Source organism: Acinetobacter sp. ANC_7511 (assembly GCF_056779975.1).
The window spans coordinates 102976-123104 of the sequence record NZ_JBWYIY010000012.1 but is presented as its reverse complement, the minus strand read 5'-3'; the positions used below and the strand labels follow the sequence as shown (position 1 = coordinate 123104).

Annotated in this window: 15 protein-coding genes; 9 read left to right on the top strand and 6 right to left on the bottom strand. The window is 38.0% G+C overall.

What is annotated here, in order from left to right:
* Positions 1 to 282: 282 nt before the first annotated feature.
* The 6 genes from AC1M9L_RS09900 to tssH are packed head-to-tail and all read right to left on the bottom strand — an operon-like array spanning position 283 to position 7917.
* Complete coding sequence (locus AC1M9L_RS09900) at positions 283 to 1260, bottom strand: M15 family metallopeptidase (RefSeq protein ID WP_481592016.1); 978 nt, start codon at positions 1258 to 1260, stop codon at positions 283 to 285.
* Positions 1257 to 1874: a hypothetical protein gene (locus AC1M9L_RS09895; protein ID WP_481592015.1), complete on the bottom strand. Its 618-nt coding sequence runs from the start codon at positions 1872 to 1874 to the stop codon at positions 1257 to 1259. The genes AC1M9L_RS09900 and AC1M9L_RS09895 overlap by 4 nt, the downstream gene beginning before the upstream one ends.
* Positions 1875 to 1886: 12 nt before the next feature.
* Entirely contained in the window at positions 1887 to 2690 is an 804-nt protein-coding gene (gene icmH, locus AC1M9L_RS09890; protein ID WP_481592014.1) for a type IVB secretion system protein IcmH/DotU, read from the bottom strand.
* Positions 2691 to 2709: 19 nt separating this feature from the next.
* Positions 2710 to 4074 carry a type VI secretion system baseplate subunit TssK gene (gene tssK, locus AC1M9L_RS09885; protein WP_481592013.1) on the bottom strand — a complete coding sequence of 455 codons (1365 nt, stop codon included), beginning with the start codon at positions 4072 to 4074 and terminating at the stop codon, positions 2710 to 2712.
* A 5-nt stretch (positions 4075 to 4079) separates the two neighbouring features.
* Positions 4080 to 5198, bottom strand: a complete 1119-nt coding sequence (tssA, locus tag AC1M9L_RS09880; protein ID WP_481592012.1) for a type VI secretion system protein TssA — start codon at positions 5196 to 5198, stop codon at positions 4080 to 4082.
* Positions 5199 to 5220: 22 nt separating this feature from the next.
* Positions 5221 to 7917 (bottom strand): type VI secretion system ATPase TssH, encoded by a 2697-nt coding sequence (gene tssH / locus AC1M9L_RS09875; RefSeq protein WP_481592019.1) that lies wholly within the window; start codon positions 7915 to 7917, stop codon positions 5221 to 5223.
* Positions 7918 to 8351: 434 nt separating this feature from the next.
* Here tssH and AC1M9L_RS09870 point away from each other — a divergent pair, with 434 nt between their 5' ends.
* From AC1M9L_RS09870 to tssM, 9 genes are all read left to right on the top strand, one after another.
* On the top strand, positions 8352 to 8939 hold the full coding sequence (locus AC1M9L_RS09870; RefSeq protein WP_481592011.1) for a hypothetical protein: 588 nt from the start codon (positions 8352 to 8354) through the stop codon (positions 8937 to 8939).
* Between the two features lie 28 nt (positions 8940 to 8967).
* Positions 8968 to 9480 carry a type VI secretion system contractile sheath small subunit gene (gene tssB, locus AC1M9L_RS09865; RefSeq protein WP_092766613.1) on the top strand — a complete coding sequence of 171 codons (513 nt, stop codon included), beginning with the start codon at positions 8968 to 8970 and terminating at the stop codon, positions 9478 to 9480.
* The gene (gene tssC, locus AC1M9L_RS09860) at positions 9473 to 10954 is read left to right on the top strand and encodes a type VI secretion system contractile sheath large subunit (RefSeq protein WP_092766612.1); all 1482 of its coding nucleotides are present in this window, start codon (positions 9473 to 9475) and stop codon (positions 10952 to 10954) included. The genes tssB and tssC overlap by 8 nt, the downstream gene beginning before the upstream one ends.
* 44 nt (positions 10955 to 10998) lie before the next feature.
* The gene (locus tag AC1M9L_RS09855; protein WP_092766611.1) at positions 10999 to 11502 is read left to right on the top strand and encodes an Hcp family type VI secretion system effector; all 504 of its coding nucleotides are present in this window, start codon (positions 10999 to 11001) and stop codon (positions 11500 to 11502) included.
* 68 nt (positions 11503 to 11570) lie between these two features.
* Positions 11571 to 12050 (top strand): type VI secretion system baseplate subunit TssE, encoded by a 480-nt coding sequence (gene tssE / locus AC1M9L_RS09850; RefSeq protein WP_092766610.1) that lies wholly within the window; start codon positions 11571 to 11573, stop codon positions 12048 to 12050.
* Between the two features lie 13 nt (positions 12051 to 12063).
* Positions 12064 to 13872 (top strand): type VI secretion system baseplate subunit TssF, encoded by a 1809-nt coding sequence (gene tssF, locus AC1M9L_RS09845; protein ID WP_481592010.1) that lies wholly within the window; start codon positions 12064 to 12066, stop codon positions 13870 to 13872.
* The gene (gene tssG, locus AC1M9L_RS09840) at positions 13836 to 14831 is read left to right on the top strand and encodes a type VI secretion system baseplate subunit TssG (RefSeq protein ID WP_481592009.1); all 996 of its coding nucleotides are present in this window, start codon (positions 13836 to 13838) and stop codon (positions 14829 to 14831) included. The genes tssF and tssG overlap by 37 nt, the downstream gene beginning before the upstream one ends.
* Positions 14828 to 16231, top strand: a complete 1404-nt coding sequence (locus AC1M9L_RS09835; RefSeq protein WP_481592008.1) for a hypothetical protein — start codon at positions 14828 to 14830, stop codon at positions 16229 to 16231. Before tssG ends, AC1M9L_RS09835 begins: the two co-directional genes overlap by 4 nt.
* A gap of 26 nt (positions 16232 to 16257) precedes the next feature.
* Positions 16258 to 20097 carry a type VI secretion system membrane subunit TssM gene (tssM, locus tag AC1M9L_RS09830; RefSeq protein WP_481592007.1) on the top strand — a complete coding sequence of 1280 codons (3840 nt, stop codon included), beginning with the start codon at positions 16258 to 16260 and terminating at the stop codon, positions 20095 to 20097.
* The last annotated feature ends 32 nt before the right edge of the window (positions 20098 to 20129 follow it).

Here is a 20129-nt window from a genome sequence, read left to right as displayed (position 1 = left end):
AGAAGTGAAACCTCTTAGCGCTGATGGTAGTGTGGGGTTACCCATGTGAGAGTAAGTCATCGCCAGCTCATTATTCTAAACACCCCCTTCATTCGAAGGGGGTGTTTTTTTATGCAGTAAAAAAAAAATAAACAAATAAAATTAAGGGAAATGCATGGGTACGGAAAAATTAACTTCTAAATCGATGTCTTCACATAGTTAATTACAAGCGCAAAATATATCAATAAATACAAAAATGCCTGTATCGTTAACAGGCATTTTGAAAAGAGAATCAACGGATTATTACTGTTCTATATTGCTTGCCATTAAATTACCTTGTTCAGCTTCTCGCATGAAACGATCATGAGTTTCCTTGCTACGAACCAAGCCAGGCATTCGATATTCTGTATGACCGTAGTCATGAATTTTTGTCCAACGTCCTCCCCAAACTAAACCGACAGACTCAGCAACTTGACCATATAACTGATAGCCACGCATAGCCCAAGGATCACGTTCAGAAATAACGACTTTACCATCTCGCTTGAATGCGACATCAGCTGCTAAACCAAATTGGTGATAGCTACGGTATGCAGTCGCTAAAGTGGTTGCTTTATTCCGAGATAGGCTATTTTGTCGTGCAGGACTACGATAACCCTCTAGTAATACTAATTCATAGCCATGTTGTTCCTTCATAATTTTGAAGACCATAAGTAATCGTTGTTTATAGCGTGGATGCATCTTGTCCCACTTACGATTTACCATTGAAGTATCGAGATGACCATGAGAAAACTCTGAATTTTCTACATTAGGAATAGTTGTAGATGAAACAGAACCGCCAGTTTGAGCTTGATATTGTTGCTCAAGACGTACAGCTTCAACGATTGCTGCATCGACGAGAATTTCTTCAACCTCTGGTGGAGGGGAAAGAATTTCCCCATTTAATAAGTTATAAATTTGAGGATCAGCTTTCTTTAAATAGTTTGCTTCTATTTTTGTAGGATCAACGGGTTTTGTAAAAGCAAAAAGCATAATACTGCTAAGTAACAAAAAACCAGCAATGAGTATCCACCATTGCTGTAAGTGCCAATGCGTTTGAATTTGGTCTGCTGAAGCAGCATGATTCATTTCATGTGCAAATTTACGTGCGTTTAAAAGCTTTTTTTTACCTTGTGGTAATAAGCTTTGTGCAAAATCTATTACTTTTTGTCTTATCTCATAAGACATCAATAAAGTCAGTGCGATGATTAATATCACAAAACTGACAATGATAAAAAAAATCACGGTGCAGGTTCTTTAGCAGTTCGTGTGACTGAAACTTCTACGCTGGCTACAGGAATATCAATATTTTCATCAGTGTCAGCTTTACTTTCAGCAACTTTATTTGCATTGGCTGTCGTAGGCTTAGACTCAGGCTTTTTTATGGTTTTCGGTAATGCTTCAGTTGTGGTCTTTTTTACTGGTTCTGCTTTAGGTGGAACTTGGGGAGTTTCGTTACTTAAAGGTTGCGCTTGATTAAAAGTTGATTCAAAGGGATTTTTACTTGAAGTCACTGGTTGAGTTGCTTGAGCAGAGTTTGTTTGCTGATGTTTGAAAATATTATTAAGCTCATTTAGCTTGGGTTGAGCTTGGTGATATTCATCAGGTTCAGATTGCTCGTTTTGATCAGCTTGAGTGACTCCTGAATCAATATTGGATAATTTATCATTTGAGTGTGTTGAATCTGTATCTGCTGCGTTAATCGGTTGGAAGCTTGGTTGATTTAAATAGGTATAAAAAGCTAAAGATGTGGCAGAGATACCAATTGCTACACCAATGATCCCACTTACTAGAGGCGAAATTTTTTTATTTTTTTTAGTAGGTGTAAGGACTCTAATATTTTTCTTTTCTTGGCTCATGTTGAATATCTTTTATGGTAAATGAATCGTTATGTGGGCCTGTTCAGCAGGTGCACTAATGACATTATTATATTGAGTCATGGCTTTGGTCTCTTGTTGACTGAGCATATAGCGAAGTCCAGAAAATGCCAATAATGCAAAGAGGAGTAAAAATAAGAGAATCCAAGCGAATGGAAGTTCTCTATGAATAATGTTTTTAATTTGATCAGGCAATGCAGCGAAAGGTGAAAAGAGGGCTTTTTTACCTTTTAAATAATCTATTTCATCGCCTACGCGTGCAACCAAATGATTTAAGCTTTCAATTGATTCAATACGGTATTTACCTTGAAAACCTAACAGTAAACAGTAGTGAAAAACTTCTAAAGCCGCTAAGCGATCTTTTCCACGAGTTCTAATTTTTTCTAATAAGTCAAAAAATTGATAACCTGCGAGTTGAGATCCAAATAAAGTTAACTGAAGAGGACTAATTAACCACGAATTTTGTAAATGGAAATAACTAGGGTCCTGTTGTGTGACAATCGTTTCATCAAGTAATGCACAAAATGCATATTTTGCATCATGGATATCCTCGGCTGAGAACTGCAACTTCTTCGCTTGTAATTCGAAACGTTGTAGTTGATCCATGATTTTTTGGCGAAATTCATCGACATTGTCAGGAACGTATTGGTTACGAATTAAAAAAACGATATAGAAACCGTCATGCATTAAATCAACCAAATTAGAAGACTGTGTCAATTTATTCTGTTGCTGTGGTGTAGAGCCTGCTCCAATCTGACCGTCATCGAACAGTGAAGGTGCTCCATTAGGCATATTCATATTTTTCTCTTCTCAATCTCTAGCCATTCATCACTGCGATGAGTTCAATACTGATATCTTGGAATCCAGCAGGTACATAAATACAGATGGTTTCAGACTCCAACATGCGTTGATAGAGTTCATGATGAGGTTCAATTTCAAAATAACTCACACCAGAGCGGACTGGAATCGCAGTAGGTACTTGCATCAAATGGTGAATCGGAATAGCAGGCAATGCAGAGACGACACGTTGCTCAACATCGACTGTTGTGCCCACTTTAAAACGTAGTGGGACAATTTGTACAAGTTCGTGTGTCTGCATCATTGAACTAGACACTGCAATATACAGACGAGATTCGCGAGTGATCTTATCTGACTCTAAGCTACCAACCCAATACGAAGGACGTATTTCTTTAAGACTGATATTGAAGTATCGACTTGAAATGATTGTGTCGAGTAACTCTCTTAAAATGACATCTAACTGCGCAAAGCTATCTTGTAAATTATGATGTTGATATTGAGGTAAATGTTCAACTTCATAGGCTGTTGAGAATGTCAGTAATGAGCCAGTCAATCTGAGTAATTCAAAAAATAAGCGTTCAGGGTGAATTTGGGGATGAGTCAATAAATGGCTGAGAGTTGCATGAGCAGTATTCAATGCATTCACTAGCCAAAATGAAACAATGTCACCTGATCTAAATTCAATTAATTTTTGTTCGTTTTCGCGATTGTTGGTTTGAATAGTTTTGATTTTTGCTTTAATGACATTCAAGGTACGTTTTAAATTAGCAACCAATGACTCACATGAAGCAATATGCAAAATTGGTGGAATAAATTTTGTATCAAGTTCAAAGCTTCCTGAACTATGACGCTTAATTTTTCCTATTGGCAAATATAAAAAACCATCCAGTTCATGAGGAGTATCATTCTGAGATTCCAGTAATTTCAGCTCAGCACGACGACGAATGTAAGTAATTTCAGCAGGTGTGGCATCTGTGAACAAATCATGAGTTTCATTCAGATACGAATGATATCGACTTGGTTGTGTCGAAGCCTCATGGGCGATATTACGCTTGTTTGGTTGAACGATAGGGAGCGCAAGAAAAATGGTCATTTCACCACGGAAATTGAGCTCATCGAGCAGTACGGGCTGAGGTAAAAGATCTCGCGAAGGAGCAGCGTAAATTTCACCATCTTGCCAAATCATTTCAATGTGCTCAATTGCTAGCACATGGGTCGTTAATTGAGATTCATCAAATTTGAGATGTTGTACCCCATATGCGAATGGAATGGTGGCGCGAATAGTTTGATTTAAACGCTGTTCATGATAACTGTCTTGAATTTGAAAGTGCTGTGGTCTTAAAAACAGACCTTCACCCCACAGTACTTTTTCTGCTTTAAACATTGAGATTACCATTCATTAGATTCATTGCTATTTTTTACACCCAAGAGTTCATGGACTGATTCCAATGGGTTGTTATCGTTTTTAATAACTTGTGCGAGCCATTCATGAAGCGGCATTTGGCTCCATTTAATGGTTTTTTGAAGCATATAACTCACAGGACTATGTGGTTCATTTGCTTGAAAATAATCCGCAATATCTTTAAGCACCCGCATTGCTTGTTCACGATTTTGTAGATGACTTTGTGGTTGAGGTTGAAATGACTGTTGAGTTACTGCTGCTTGTATATTTGCTGTTGGAGCAGAATTTATATTTGAATTGTTTTCTTGGAATTGTAGGTCTTGATTCATGTCAGGAGTATCCTCAGACATTAAAAATGCATCTGCTTTATAAATTTTTTTCAGTGTTTTATGTATGTCTTCCAACTGAGAATCAGTATTTGCGAAACTTGGAGCATCTAATTGCATCAGTTGATCAAGTACTTGCTTGAGGGTATCCCAGTGCGTCAAAATTTCTAAAAAGAACTGATAATTGTTGTATTGGAAACTTTTTGAGGTATTAAATAAGCTTTGTTCGAATTGCTCGAGTTCTGGATGATTCTGAGAAGATCCATAATCATCAGCATTTTTTAATCTTACATTTTGTTGATGCAGTAATTTTTCATAATCATAGATTGAATAGAAAGGAGCTGAATTGATGAGTGGAACACGTTTAATCAAAGCAGGTAACTGAGAAGTCAAACCTTGCAATAAACCTAGACGTTGATCTAAATCATCATCTTCAATTTCAGGATGTATATCTTTCCAATAATTGGATAACATGCGATGTGAAAGCTCAAGGCTACGAGCGACTCCTTCGTAACCGTAGATTTGACTCCAAGCCTCGCTTAACCAAGTCAATAAACGAATATCTTTACTTTTTTGAGTCAGAACATCGATACATTTTGCCGAAACAAATGACCAATCTGCTTGTTTAGGTTCAGCTACCCAATCCCCCATATCTAAGAGCGGATCATCTTGAGTTTTCGCTTTCTTGATCTCATGAAATTCATTCGAAAAAGATAGATCTTCGCCACAGATCGCTTGATCTGAGATTGGTTGAAGTAGCTGTTTTATATCAATGTTCATATTAATTTATATACTCAAATAATTATGCTTCAACAATTTTCTTTTTGGTGGCTTTACGCTTTTTCGGTGCTGTTGTTGGATCTAATCGATACTCAATCACGTTATCTTTGCTATCAATTTGAATTAACTTAGGGACTTTGTTATCCGCCAAGGCGATCAATATTTGTGTTGCAAGTTCAGGTAAAACTGAAGAGTTTAGAATATTGTCGACATTACGTGCGCCACTATCGACTTCTGTACAGCGACTTAAGAGTAGTTCCACCAAATCATCCGTATACTCAACACGTGTTTGATATTGTTTGAAAATACGATCAGTAATTTTGCCTAACTTATGATGAATAATACGCACAAGTAGATCATCATGGAGTGGGAAGTAAGGCACGATACGCATACGCCCTAAGAAGGCAGGTTTAAACTGTTTATATAAACTTGGTTTTAAATGTTCAATTAAGTCTTCTGCCGTAGGCCATTCTTCTACAGGTTTAGTCAAACAGGCCTGCATAATTGCGCTTGAGCCAGTGTTAGAGGTCAATAAAATTGTGGTGTTTTTAAAATCGATAACACGTCCTTCACCATCTTCAAGTGTGCCTTTGTCAAAGACTTGGTAAAACAACTCTTGAACATCTGAATGTGCTTTTTCAATTTCATCTAACAAAACAACGCTATACGGATTGCGTCTAACAGCTTCAGTGAGGACACCACCTTGACCATATCCTACATAGCCTGGAGGCGCACCTTTCAATGAGGAAACAGTATGAGCCTCTTGATACTCAGACATGTTAATCGTGATGAGATGAGATTCCCCACCATACAGCTCATTGGCTAAAGCTAAAGCCGTTTCTGTTTTCCCTACACCACTTGGTCCAACCAACATAAATACCCCTTGAGGCTTGTTTGGATCTTCAAGTTTTGCTTTAGAAGTTTTGATTCCTTGAACAAGTTGATGCAGGGCATAGTCTTGCCCCATGACGCGTTGTTCCAGTTTTTCTTCTAAACTTAGAATTTGCTTAATTTCGTCATTGACCATTTTTCCTACAGGAATACCAGTCCAGTCTGAAATAATCTCATTAATGATTTGTGCATTAACACGTTCAAATACCAGAGGTTGTTCACCTTGTAATATTTTTAAATCGGATCTAAGTTGCTGAATCTGATTTTTAAAATCATTAATGTGTTCTTCATCTTTTAATTCAGAATTTTTTTGCTCAAGTGTTTTGATTTTTTGAACAATTTCTAGTTCTTGTTTCCACTTTTCAGTTGTGGCATTTAACTCATTTTCTATTTCAGTGATCGTATTTTTAAGATTGGAGAGGCGTTCGTCATGCTGTGGGAACTGATTATTCTCTTGTTCCAAAATATCTAATTCAAGCAATAAATTATGATGTTGAGCATGTAGCTGATCTAACTTTACCGGCTGAGCATTCTGAGTTAATGCCACACGAGCGGCAGCAGTATCTAAAACACTCACTGCTTTATCTGGGAGTTGTCGACCAGCAATATATCGATGTGAAGAATGAACAGCAGTCACAATGGCTTCGTCATCGATTTGAAGATTAAAGTGTTTAGCCATGACAGGAATCATGGCGCGAAGCATATCAATCGCAACCTCTTCAGTCGGTTCTTCAACTTTGACGACTTGGAAACGACGACTGAGCGCCGCATCTTTTTCAAAATATTGCTTATATTCAGCCCATGTAGTTGCAGCAATTGTTCTTAACTCGCCACGTGCTAAGGCTGGTTTAAGGAGATTCGCCGCATCATTTTGACCAGCTTGACCGCCTGCACCAATCAGTGTGTGTGCTTCATCAATGAAGATGATGATAGGATGAGCGGAACTTTGAACCTCTTGGATGACTTGTTTTAAGCGATTTTCAAACTCACCTTTTACACTTGCACCTGCTTGTAATAGACCCATATCAAGAACATGGATATGTACATTTTTTAATGCATCAGGCACTTGGTTGTTGGCAATCTTCAGCGCTAAACCTTCAACGACAGCAGTTTTACCTACACCTGGCTCACCTGTTAAAATAGGATTATTTTGACGACGACGCATCAGAATATCCAACATAAGGCGAATTTCAAACTCACGTCCAATGACAGGATCAATCCCACCGTTCAGCGCTTTTTGAGTCAAGTTAATGGTGTATTGATCTAGTGCAGGTGTTTTTGCATGAGATTCTGAACTTTGAATCGTATCCTGATCCTGAACATCATTTTGATGATCAGCTTGAGGGAGATGCTCTTCAATGCTAGCTTTACAAATTTCTATAAATTTGTGTTTCATCGTATCAATCGGGAACAGATCGAATAAACTCGATGCACGAAGCGCGATTTGATATAAATCTCCTGCAGTCAATAACGCAACTAATAAGTGCCCGCTACGGATGACTGGGGTTTGATCTGCGGAAGCAATAAGCCAAGCTTGTTCTAGCAGACGTACAATCGATTGAGCAAAAATAGGTGTACGCGTATTGCCTTTGGGCAAGTGCGAAATCGTTTCTTGTAAATCATCGATCAGTGCATTTTTAGAAATTTTATAGTGATCGAGCAAAATAGAGAGATCATTTTTTACGTTTTGATTTAATAATTCGAAGAGTAGATGTTCAATTTCAATTTCGTAATTTTGTTGATTAATACAATAATTTGCAGACTTTTCTAGTGCTGTTCTTGTCGTAGGAGATAGTTTTGTAATCAAAATTTTCAAGTTATTCATCAGAATTCTCTGTGTTCAAATTATTTATAGTTACTTAAAATAAACCTACATAACGTCTATTTTTAAGATTTTTAACGACTAAATATTTAATAAACAATAATTTTTAGTATGAAAAAATTCACCCATATTTTTTATTCTACCTAAATAAAGGTGATAAAAAAACTATCCTATAGTGTGAATCGTTTACAGAACTATATAATTTTGTAACTTAAAAAACTTAATTGTTTCTTTATTATAATGGTCATAATGTTGACTAAGTTTGCATTTATAAGTTTAAATTTTAATTAAATCTAATATATATAGAAGACATTGCTCTAAACATTGAGTGTGTTAAAAAATGATTCAGTGAATCATATAGTTAATGTAAATTTTATAATAAATGAGGGTGTATTTTGAATACTAAAATTTTGCTTACAACTCTGCTAATTGGGTTGGGGATGGCGTCTACAACTTACGCAGATGAAGTAAAACTCAAAAGAGGTTGTGTTAAAGATCATCCATTAGTAGCGGGTGAAACAGACCAGACATTGCTACAAATTTATGCTCAAGCATGTGATAAAAAAAATAAAGACAATAAAAATGGTTTTCTAGCACAAGCAGCTCAGCGTTTTCAACAAATCGGACAAAATCAGAAAGCACTTCAATTGGTGAACAGTCTTAATGTACAAAATGTTCAGCACTCATCGTTAACAGATACTAAGTTTTTAGCTGGAATCGGAATCGCGAATGAGGCATTAGAGCAAATGCGTGGACCAGAAGTACGTTATTTGACTGAAGAGACTTACGAACCAGCATTGGCACTTTCTGAAGCAGTTAAAAAAGCTAAACCTTTGACTGTAATCGAAACCAAAGTTGAAGAAGCACCTAAGCGTGTTCAAGAGACTCGAACTACTCGACAGCCTGCACGTACGACGCGCCGTGCATCGACTCCAGCAAAAACAACACCCGCTAAAACAACGACACCTGCGAAAGTTGAAAAACCAGCAGCACCAAAACGTGAGAATCCATTTGGCTCGTTGAACTGATCAAATTACAAATTTAGGAAAAAATAATATGGCTAAGCGTGAAAGTGTTCAAAAAAAATTACAACGCATTCGACCACCTCGAGTACAACTGACATATGACGTAGAAGTAGGTGATGGTAAAGAAATAAAAGAACTTCCTTTTGTTGTTGGTGTATTAGGGGACTTCTCAGCAGCATCTGAACTTGAAAGAACCAAACTGAAAGATAAGAAATTTATTAATGTGGATTTGGATAACATTGATGAAGTAATGAGTTCGCTAGCACCAAGAGCAGCCTTTCAAGTTGAAAACACAATTTCGGAAGAGGGTGGAAATATGTCGGTAGATCTTACTTTTAACTCAATGGAAGATTTCCGACCTGAAAATGTTGTTCAACAAGTTGACCCTTTACGCAAATTGGTTGAAGCGCGTGAACGCCTTTCAGATTTGCGTAATAAAATTTCAAATAGTGAACGTCTAGAAGATCTGCTTGATGAAATTCTTCAAAATACAGATCAAGTACGCAAATTAAGTGCTGAAGCAGGAGGCGACGACCGTGAGTAATTTACAAACCGCACCTGCGACAAGCAATGCTGTTGAAGAAACGAGTCTTCTAGATTCGATTGTTGAACAAAGTCGAATTGCGCGTAACGATGATGAACATGTTCGTGCGAAAAATTTAATTGGGGAATTAGCCAAAGAAGTTATGGCTGGAACAATTACTGTTTCAGAAAACATGACGGTCTCAATAGATAAGCGTATTGCTGAAATTGATGCTTTAATTTCTGCTCAATTAAGCAAAATTATGCATCATGAACAGTTTCAAAAGATTGAGTCGACTTGGCGTGGACTTTACTATTTCTGTCAAGAAACACCTTCAAATCCTTTAATTAAAATCCGCATTTTAAATACCACTAAAAAAGAATTGATTAAGGACTTCCAAGGCGCAACTGACTTTGATCAAAGCACATTGTTCAAAAAAGTGTATGAAGAAGAATATGGTTCTTTTGGTGGTGCACCTTACGCAACTTTGATTGGTGATTTTGAATTCGATCGCACACCGTCAGATATGTATCTTTTAGAACAAATCTCTCATGTTGCCGCTGCCTCTCATGCACCCTTTATTTCAGCAGCAAGCCCTTCAATTCTAGGTCTTGAATCTTTCACTGAAATTGATCGTCCTCGTGATGTATCTAAAATTTTTGAAACTGCAGAATATGTACAGTGGCGCTCATTCCGTGAAAGTGATGATTCTCGCTATGTGGCTTTAACTATGCCACGCGTTCTGGGTCGCCTGCCTTATGACCCTAAAGAGGGTTGGGCAACAGAAGGCTTTAACTTCGTTGAAGAAGTCTCAGGTGAAGATCACGATCAATATCTCTGGATGAATGCAGCATACGGTTTCGGTACACGTTTAACGAATGCATTTGATATGCATGGTTGGTGTGCAGCAATTCGTGGAGTTGAAGGTGGTGGTTTAGTAGAAGGCTTGCCAGTACATACCTTCAAAACCAATGATGGTGAAGTCGTATTTAAGTGTCCGACAGAAGTTGCGATTACGGACCGCCGTGAGAAAGAGTTGAGCGATCTCGGTTTTATTCCATTAGTACACTGCAAAAACACAGACTACGCAGCGTTCTTTGGGGCTCAATCGACCCAAAAGCCTAAGAAATATGATAGCGATACAGCGAATGCAAATTCAGCACTCTCAAGCCAGATTCAATACATCATGGCTGTGTCGCGTATTGCGCATTATTTGAAAGCAATGATGCGAGATAAAGTCGGAAGTTTTGCTTCAGCTGGAAATGTAGAAAGCTTCTTGAATGATTGGTTATCTCAATATGTATTACTAGATGATGGTGCATCACAAGAGGCCAAAGCTAAGCGCCCGCTTCGTGAAGCATCTGTAAAAGTTGTGGAAGACCCGGCGAACCCTGGTCACTACAAATCGGTCGTGTTTTTAAGACCGCACTTCCAGTTGGACGAGTTGTCGGTATCTTTGAGACTTGTCACTGAGTTACCTCAGTCCTCTAATTAAATAGAGCAACTTTATAATAACGTTAAATAAAACAGGAAATCTTCATGAAAGATATATATGTTCAATTTCGAGGAAAATACAAAGTAGACGGCGAATCTCGTGACACTGAGCACAAAGATTGGTTGGAAGTTAATTCTTGGTCTCATAACATCCGTCAGCCTAAATCTGCGACATCTTCAAGTGTTGGTGGTCATACTTCTGAGCGTGTTGAACATTCAGACATGTTATTCGTTAAAGATTTAGATGCGACTAGCCCGAAACTTTGGGAAGCATGTTCTGCTGGTTACACTTTTGATGAAGTACAAATCGATTACTACCGTGCGAATGGTGATAAGCGTATTAAGTACCTTCAAATCAAATTGAAACATGTTCTAGTTTCAAGCGTAACACCATCTGTAAATGCTGAAGGTGTTCCGACTGAAGCATTTGGTTTGAAATATGCTGCTGTTGAGTGGACATACAACCAACAAGATATCGATGGTACTCAAAAAGGTGCGATCACGAAGCAATGGTCACTTTCTAACAACACTGCAAGCTACAAAGCTTAAAGTCTTGAAAGTGAGAGGAGTAGGGGCTGACTTAAGTTGGCCTTTATTCATCTTTTAGAGTAGGCAAGATGAAAACAAATTTAGATCATCTTTATCCATTTGGCTTCCGTGCAACTTTATTTGACCGCTTGATTCCAGAATATGAGGATCAGATCAAAGGCTTATCTATGCAAGAGCTACGTGAATCTGTTGCACATGACTTGGAAGATCTACTCAATAGTCGAGTAGCCAAGTTTGATCAAATTGATGACTTCCCTACGGTTAAAGGCTCGATTGCACAGTTTGGCATTATTGATTTTGTTGGATTATCAACAGCCAATCCAATGGATCGAGACAAAATTTGCCAATCTATTCAGCAGTCCATTGCGGCACATGAACCTCGCCTACGACAAATTCAAGTTGAAATGTTGTTAGACAGCGACAATATGGGCGCACTTTGCCTCAGTATTCAAGCATATTTAAATATCCATCCATTGTATGAGCCTGTAGTTTTTGATGCTTTATTGAAACCAACGACACAACAATATGTAATTTCGGCTAGATCTTAAGATTGGGGCTTTTGTGATAGAAGAACTTTTACCGTACTACGAAAAACAATTACAAGAATTTGGACAACAATCTCGTGAATTTGCTCAGAAGTATCCTAAAATTGCCCAACGGCTCTCGCTCAACCAAGAACAGATTGATGATCCACACATTGAGCGCTTAATTCAGGCGTTTTCGTTGATTGCTGCTCGAATTGATAAAAAATTAGCAGACAGTTATGACGTTTTTACACGTGCTTTATTTGAGGTGATGTTCCCTCAATATTTAAGACATTTTCCAAGTTGTACTGTCGTCAGTTTCGAAGATCAAAATAAAATAAAACAATTAACTGAAGCTCACGTCATTCCGCAGGCAACAACGCTAAAATCACGAAGCTTTAAGGGGGTTCAATGTGAATTTAATACCTGTCAAGCTGTACGATTACTTCCCATTCAACTGAATCAAGTTCAATTTAAAACGAACCCAAGTGCTCAAATTCATCTCAATCAAAATGCCACTTTGCAATTAAGTTTTGAAACTTTCAATGAAGCAGGCTTGTGGATTCATCAAGAAAAACTCCCTATTTATTTAGATGCTATTTCAAATTTTCCGCTGCAAGTTTTGGATAGTATTTTCAAAAAAGATACGACTTTTACGGTACGCATTAGAACACAGCTTTATCAAATTTCTAATCCATTTTCCTTAATGGGCTTTGAGGAAGATGAGAGTTTATTGCCTATTGATCAACATACACATCATGCCTATCGCTTGTTGATGGAATATTTTTGTTTTGCAGATAAATTCAGCTTTCTTAATCTTGATTTGTCTTTTTTAAGAAATTTATTAGATCAACAAACGAGTTTTGATCTCCAAATTCATTTTAAGTTAAACCTAAACGATCAGGCGATTATTCGTAATTATTCAGAGCTGAATGTTGCAAATTTCAAATTATTTAGCACGCCGGCTGTTAATCTTTTTGAAAAAAATGCTGAACCACAAAAAATACATCATCGACAACTTGAATATCCATTGATCACGGATGCGCATCATCCTGAGTTTTATCAGGTCTATTCGATTCAGAAAATGCACATGGTTCGTGAAAAGATTAATCAGGAACAGGTTTATCATCCAGTGTTGCCGTTCTTTGGAATGAGTCATTACCATGATGAAAATGTCCAATTTTTCTATGCATTGAACTCATCACAGCTCAACAATAAGTTTGTTGAAACGGGTTATTCCATTATTTCTAAGCATTTACAGCCGTATGATACAAAGTCTGATTTTATTAGCACCGTATTGCTATGTTCGAATCGGAATTTACCGCATGAAGCATTAAGCCAGTCAAATAATATTTTAAATCTAAATGATAGTAGTTTGGCACGTCGTGCTTTGGTATTGAAGCGTCCGAGTTTACCCTATCAATTTGAGCAAAATCAGAAAGAGCAATGGCGCATTATTTCTCATCTTTCATTAAATACTTTAGCACTGATGAAAGGGGATGCGGTAGCGCATTTAAAAGAACTATTAGAGTTATATAACTTACCGTCGAATAAAGAAAATCATCTGTTAATTAATTCGATTAAACAAATTGAATTTAGCCTGACGCATAAGTTGGTTGAAGCCAAACCTTTCCCGCTTTTCGTTCGAGGACTCAAAGTTGTTATCCGAATCGATGAACAAGTATTCAGAGGTCATAGTCTTTATATTTTCAGTCAATTGCTGAGCCATGTGTTTAACTTAAAAGTGCAGTTAAACAGTTTTGTCGATGTCATAATCGAAGATGCTCAATCACAACAGGAGTTATACCAATGCGTGCAGAACGTTGGTGGCAAGAAGCTTCTGTAATAGACCATTTATTTCAACAGCCGACTGCTTATGAATTTATTCAGTCGATTCGATTGTTAAGACATGTGCCCTATGCTCGGCCACATACACCATGGGATCGTGATTTTAAATTTCATCCTTCCTTAGAGCTTAACTTCCCTAAAAAAGAAATTGAATCGCTAGCTTTAGAAGATGAAAAAGTTCAGCTTACAAATTTAATGGTAGGTTTGACTGGCATGCAGGGGGCATTACCCTATAGCTATACCAATAAAGTTAAATCAGCACCACGCAAATTTCGAGTTGAAACAACGCAATTCTTGAGTTTATTTAATCATAAGCTCACTTCACAATTCGTTGATGCGACGGTTAAGTACAATTTACCAGTACGGTATGAGGTCGAGTCTGAAAATCATTATCTGAATATTATCCATGCTTTAAATGGTTATATTAGTCAGCAACATCAACAACAAGAACTTGATGATTATTTTGCTGAATTTGCAGGATTAATGCAGGGGCAAAATAATACAGCACATGCTTTAAAAACCATGATTGCACAGGTATTTAATCAGCATGTGGCAATACAAGAATTTATCCCTGAAAAATTTAAATTAGAGCTTCAGCAGAGAACATCCTTAGGAGGGGCGACGCCAAGCTTGTTAGGATTGAATACATTTTGTGGAGAGACTATTACCCAAATTGATGGCAAAATTGAAATTCAAATTGGACCGTTGGATCGTAAAACTTACCTAGATTTTCTACCACAACAAAAACTAAGTTTAAAATTAAAAAAACTACTACAAAGCTGGTGTAGCCCAACCTTATTGGTTGATGTTCGTTTAATTTTATCAAAACAAGAAATACAGCCTATTACTTTAAATTCGGAGCATTCTATGGGGCTTAGTCAGGGTGCCTTTTTAGCTCATAATCAACCGCTAGACAATGATGAAACTTGCTACCCATTGCTTGGAGTAGCGTCATGATCAAAATCATTGTTGGAGTATTCCTTACTGTTTATCTGGTGATTTCTGCGATTGTGGTGCTGTATTGGCGTGACATCAATTTTGATCCTTCTGGCAGTGATCTACTTATCTTTTTTGGATTGTTACCTGTTGCAATCACTGCTTTTTTGGTGATGCCATATATGATTTATCATTGGATAAAAGAGCAAAAAAATAAACAGAATGATCCTCAACTTAGCGATGAGACCACAATTGAGGAGCTACAGCCTGAGCCTGTGGAGTGGATCAATTTAAATGTCTATCGCGCTTATGCACTCAATGCTTTGGGTGAAAATCATCTGATTATTGATGCGATTCGGGAATTCAAGAGTCCTGAACTTGATGACAAATTATTGAATGGGTATGGCTTGCCTATTCTGAGTTATCGAATTTCTGATTTAGACGTCGAACAAAATGAAGAGGATGAATATAGCTTCAAACGGCAATACCGCATTCATCAATTGATTCTGACTCAACTCGAACAACAAACAGAAATACTCTGGGAAATTAGTGAGCATTTAAAAAAATCAGCGCTTTTCTACGATACTCAAATTAGCCAATCTTATCGTATGCATCCAGCATGGATTGATCCTCAGGCTGAGTATCATGATGGGGAAGATACTCTTTCTGTGCAGCAAGTTTATCGACTGAATAAGCTTAAAATCCACCTGGTTCTCGCTGAAGAATTACTGCATGTTTGGGATGAAAAAGATTCTGAGCAACTCATTTCAGACTACCTGAGTCAGCTCAATTATATTCCTGAAGTGTTTCACGTGGAACACCACTATTGGGGTGCTGAAACAAGCTATAGTGAATGGATTCATCTTTTACAAAGTATTGAAAAAGATGAGTCGTCTATAAGTCTTGTGTTTATCGTTGATTCCGAAATTGATCAAGATACATTGGATGAAAAGATTTGGATTTCAGAACAATATATTCCTGCAGAATATATTTCGAGCTGTTGTTTAGCTTCACCTAAAATTCAAATTGAAAATGTTTTACCTACGAAAACATTAGATATTGCGATAAATGAAAAACAACTGAAACAGAGTTTAGATCGCTATAACATTGATCATCAGTTCAAAGTGGAAAATGAGCAGCCCTTTACAGTTCTGTTGGATGACATTACTCAACTCAAAACACTTAAAAAAATTGAGCAAAATTTTGCCAATACGAATATTGAGCAACATCATTATTTAATGCTTCATCCAACACTTGGGAATACACAAAGCTTAGCTAAAATTTTTGGATTTACTCTCGCTTTTCAGTTTGATGATGCGTTAATGACAATGGTGTATACAACTCAAAACCCTGATGTTCAGACATTTATTCAAACTTATCAATCAGAAACAGACATAAATCCTGAGCAGCAAAACGTTTAAAAATTTACGAAAAAAATGAGAATACAATGCACACGATATTAGGCTATGTATGGCAGTACGTTTCAAACCCAAAGGCAATTATTGCATTGTCATTGTTTGTTGCCTTAGTGTCTGCCTATCACACGATACCTAGACAGTATTTCTGGCCGCTTGCGGTGGCTTATGTACTGGGTCTAATCGGTTATGGAATCTATTGGTTCATTCAACGCAAACGCCATGAGAAGCAAGGGGAAGAATTGGCGGAAGCAATCGAAAAAGATACCCAAGCTGAGTATGGTAAGCAGAAGGATAAAGATGAACTACAATTGGTTCATCAACAGATGAAGGATTCAATTCAGCTCATTCGTAAGTCAAAGCTGGGTGATAAAAAAGGGAATGCAGCGCTATATGAGTTGCCTTGGTATATGGTCATTGGTAACCCTGCTGCCGGTAAGAGTTCTGCCATTTATAACTCGGGCTTAAAGTTCCCATTCGAAGAAACGCATAAAAATGCAGTGTCTTCAGGTTTGAGTGGAACACGTAATTGCGACTGGTTTTTCTCAACAGAAGGGGTGTTGTTGGATACTGCTGGTCGTTATTCAGTCTATGCAGAAGATCACTCTGAGTGGATTGGTTTTTTGAACTTGCTCAAAAAAAATAGATCTAAAGCGCCGATTAATGGACTGATTGTCACCGTCAGTATTGCCGAGTTAGTTAGTCAAAGTCCTGAAAAATCGTTGAAACTTGCTAAAAACTTGAGAGCACGTATACAAGATTTGACGGAACGTTTAGAAATCTTTGCACCTGTATATTTGGTGTTTTCGAAAATGGATTTGATCGCAGGATTCACTGAGTTTTTTGATTGTTATGATCAAGATGAATTTGACCAAGTTTGGGGATCAACGCTGCCTTATAATCCAGATTCATCTGAAAATGCTGTTGATCTATTCGAGCATCATTACAACATTTTGTATGATGGATTGAAAAGCGTGAGTACGACTCATTTAAGTCGCCGTCATGCACAGAATATCTCACCAAGTGTGATGACTTTTCCGCTTGAGTTTAAGACTTTAAAGCCAGCACTCAAAACTTTTATAGGAACACTATTTGAGGAAAACCCGTATCAGTTCAAACCTGTATTCCGTGGTTTTTACTTCACCAGTGCCTTACAAGAAGGAACGATCGAGAGTCCAATGACGGAGCAAATTGCTCAAGAATTTAGACTTCAGAAAATTCCGAACAGCGAACATGGTATTCCACAAAATTCTGTATCACAGAATCATGGGTATTTCTTAAAGGGATTATTTTCAGATGTCATTCTGAAAGATAAAAACTTGGTGAAGCAACATATTAACCCAGCGAAAAAGCGCCAACGTTATTTGAGTTTTATTGCAGCTTTACTTGGGGTATCTGTAATTTTAGGCCTGTGGGTGTGGTCTTACCGTAACAACCAACAGTTGATCGCAGATGTTCAAGCCGATCTGAATAAAGTGATGCAAATGGAGCAGGCATCAGGTCAGCATTTGGCGACACAGCTCGACTCGTTACTAATTTTACAACAGCGTTTAGAACAGTTAGATCAATTTGAAGAAGATCGTCCATTAAAGTTTGGCTTTGGTTTGTATCAAGGCAATGATCTGCGGGAAAAACTTAAAACCGAATATTTAAATGGTGTGCGACAAATTGTTTTAGAACCGTCTCAACAAAATATTGGCCAGTTCTTGCAACGTGTCAAAAATAATGAAGCGACACTAAAAGAAAATCACGTTAATGTTGAAATTCAGCAAGTATCGCCTAAACCTGCACAAAATGCTTTGGAACCTTCTGATTCGAATCCGCAAGATGCTTACAACGCATTGAAAGCTTATTTGATGATGAGCAATTCAAAATATATGGAAGCAAGTCATCTGAGTGATCAGGTTACGCGCTTTTGGCGTTCATGGTTAGATGCGAATCGTGGACAAATGCCACGTGGTGAAATGATCCAAAAAGCGGAGCAGGTGCTGACCTATACCATGACATTGGCGAATGATCCAAAATTCCCACAGTTGTCAGCGGATGCGCAATTGGTTGATCAAAGCCGACAAGTATTGTTGGCGGTGATGAAGGGGATGCCAGCACGTGATCGAGTTTATAATGAGATCAAAATGCGTGCTGCTGTACGATATCCAGCGGTGACAGCAGCTCAAATTGTAGGTGAGAACAATCGTAGTGCCGTATTAGGTTCTTATGCTCTTCCTGGGGTATTTACATATAAGGCATGGAACGAATATATCGATCAAGCCATTGATGAAGCTGCGAATAGTCCGACAGACAGTCGTGACTGGGTGTTGAACAGCAATCAATCAGATGACCTCACCTTTAGTGGTAGTCCAGATCAAATTCGTAAGCAGCTGACTGAACTCTATAAGAAAGAATATATCGCAGAGTGGCGTAAATTCTTGAATGGAATTTATTACGCAAAACAACCTGATTTTGCCCAGCAACATAAAACAATAGATTTATTGGGTGAGCCTCAAAACTCCCCGATACGTTTGCTCATTGAGCATACAGCGAAAGAAACCAATTGGGATAACCCTGTGGTTCAAGCGGAATTGGCGGCTCCACAAACAGGATTTATCGCTTGGTTTAAACGTAAGGTTCTTCGTCAAGATAATACCAATGAAATTCAACGTGCAGCTGAGCGCGCCCAAGGTGCTATCTCAAAAGAATTTAACGTTTTTTATCAGTTGGTTCGTAAACGTGATGATCAGCAAAATAAATCATTACTTGATGAGTATTTAGAAAATCTCGCACAGGTACGCAGTAAGTTTAATGATCTCCGAAATGCAGGGGATATTGGCCCAAATGCGATGGCTTTGGTAAAACAAACCATCAATGAACAAACCTCAGTATTTAATACTACGCAAAAACTTGTCGATGAAAAACTGACGGTCGGTCTGAATGATATTGACAATAAGCTCATTCAAAAGCTTTTGGTGAGTCCACTGACACAATCCTTTGCAAGCTTAATCACGCCAGCACAAGATGAGATTAATAAATTATGGGTGATGCAAGCTTATCAACCGTTTAATCAGACTCTGAGCCAAAAGGTTCCATTCAATACCTCGGCTTCAATCCAAGCGACGAGTAGTGAAATCGGTCAAATCTTCGGTGAGGGCGGTAGTATTGCCAATTTTGTTAAAGAAACGCTCGATCCATTTGTGATTCGTCGTGGCTACACACTGACTTCTAAAACGTGGAAAGACCAAGGCATTATCTTGAATCCACAATTTGTGATGAGTTTCCAACGCTATGTTTCACCACTTAACGGTGTAGCTACAGGTACTTTGTCACAAGGTTCTGCTCCTGCTGCGACCAATCAGTCCAACTTCCAATTCTATCCATTGTCTAATCCACAGTTGCTGTCTTATACGATTGATATTGATGGTCAACGTATGGTCTTTGAAAATGGTATCCAACAGTGGGTGAACTTTGTTTGGCCGAATACTGGTGCTATTCCTGGAGCACGTATTACTGCAGTCGATCTCGAAGGGAAAACGCATACGATTTTTGATGCACCAGGTGAATACGGGATCAATCGTTTGATCGACTCTTCGCAACGTCGTGATCAAAATGGTGTCATCGAAATGACTTGGGCAAGTGTTCAACAACCATCATTAGCGGTAAAAGTAAACTTTCGTTTGATCAGTGGGAATTCAGGTCAAGGTGGAACAGGCGTTGGTTCTAATCGTGATTTAAACGGTTTGCAATTGGTTGATAAGGTGACGACCAACAAGGCGACAGCACGTGTGGTATCTGCTCAAAAGGCACCAACACCAGCACCTCAAGCTGAGAATTCAACGAATACGGCATTGCAAAATGCAACACAAGGAGCACAGCCATGATGTATGGAGTACAACTTAAGATGGATCATCAG

Bases quoted from the DNA above. Each gene is read 5' to 3' on its own strand.
- AC1M9L_RS09855 (WP_092766611.1), top strand. From the start codon at position 10,999: ATGAAAGATATATATGTTCAATTTCGAGGAAAATACAAAGTAGACGGC.
- AC1M9L_RS09895 (WP_481592015.1), bottom strand. From the start codon at position 1,874: ATGAGCCAAGAAAAGAAAAATATTAGAGTCCTTACACCTACTAAAAAA.
- tssK (WP_481592013.1), bottom strand. From the start codon at position 4,074: ATGTTTAAAGCAGAAAAAGTACTGTGGGGTGAAGGTCTGTTTTTAAGA.
- tssG (WP_481592009.1), top strand. From the start codon at position 13,836: ATGCGTGCAGAACGTTGGTGGCAAGAAGCTTCTGTAATAGACCATTTA.
- tssE (WP_092766610.1), top strand. From the start codon at position 11,571: ATGAAAACAAATTTAGATCATCTTTATCCATTTGGCTTCCGTGCAACT.
- icmH (WP_481592014.1), bottom strand. From the start codon at position 2,690: ATGAATATGCCTAATGGAGCACCTTCACTGTTCGATGACGGTCAGATT.
- tssB (WP_092766613.1), top strand. From the start codon at position 8,968: ATGGCTAAGCGTGAAAGTGTTCAAAAAAAATTACAACGCATTCGACCA.
- tssA (WP_481592012.1), bottom strand. From the start codon at position 5,198: ATGAACATTGATATAAAACAGCTACTTCAACCAATCTCAGATCAAGCG.
- AC1M9L_RS09870 (WP_481592011.1), top strand. From the start codon at position 8,352: ATGGCGTCTACAACTTACGCAGATGAAGTAAAACTCAAAAGAGGTTGT.
- tssM (WP_481592007.1), top strand. From the start codon at position 16,258: ATGCACACGATATTAGGCTATGTATGGCAGTACGTTTCAAACCCAAAG.
- AC1M9L_RS09835 (WP_481592008.1), top strand. From the start codon at position 14,828: ATGATCAAAATCATTGTTGGAGTATTCCTTACTGTTTATCTGGTGATT.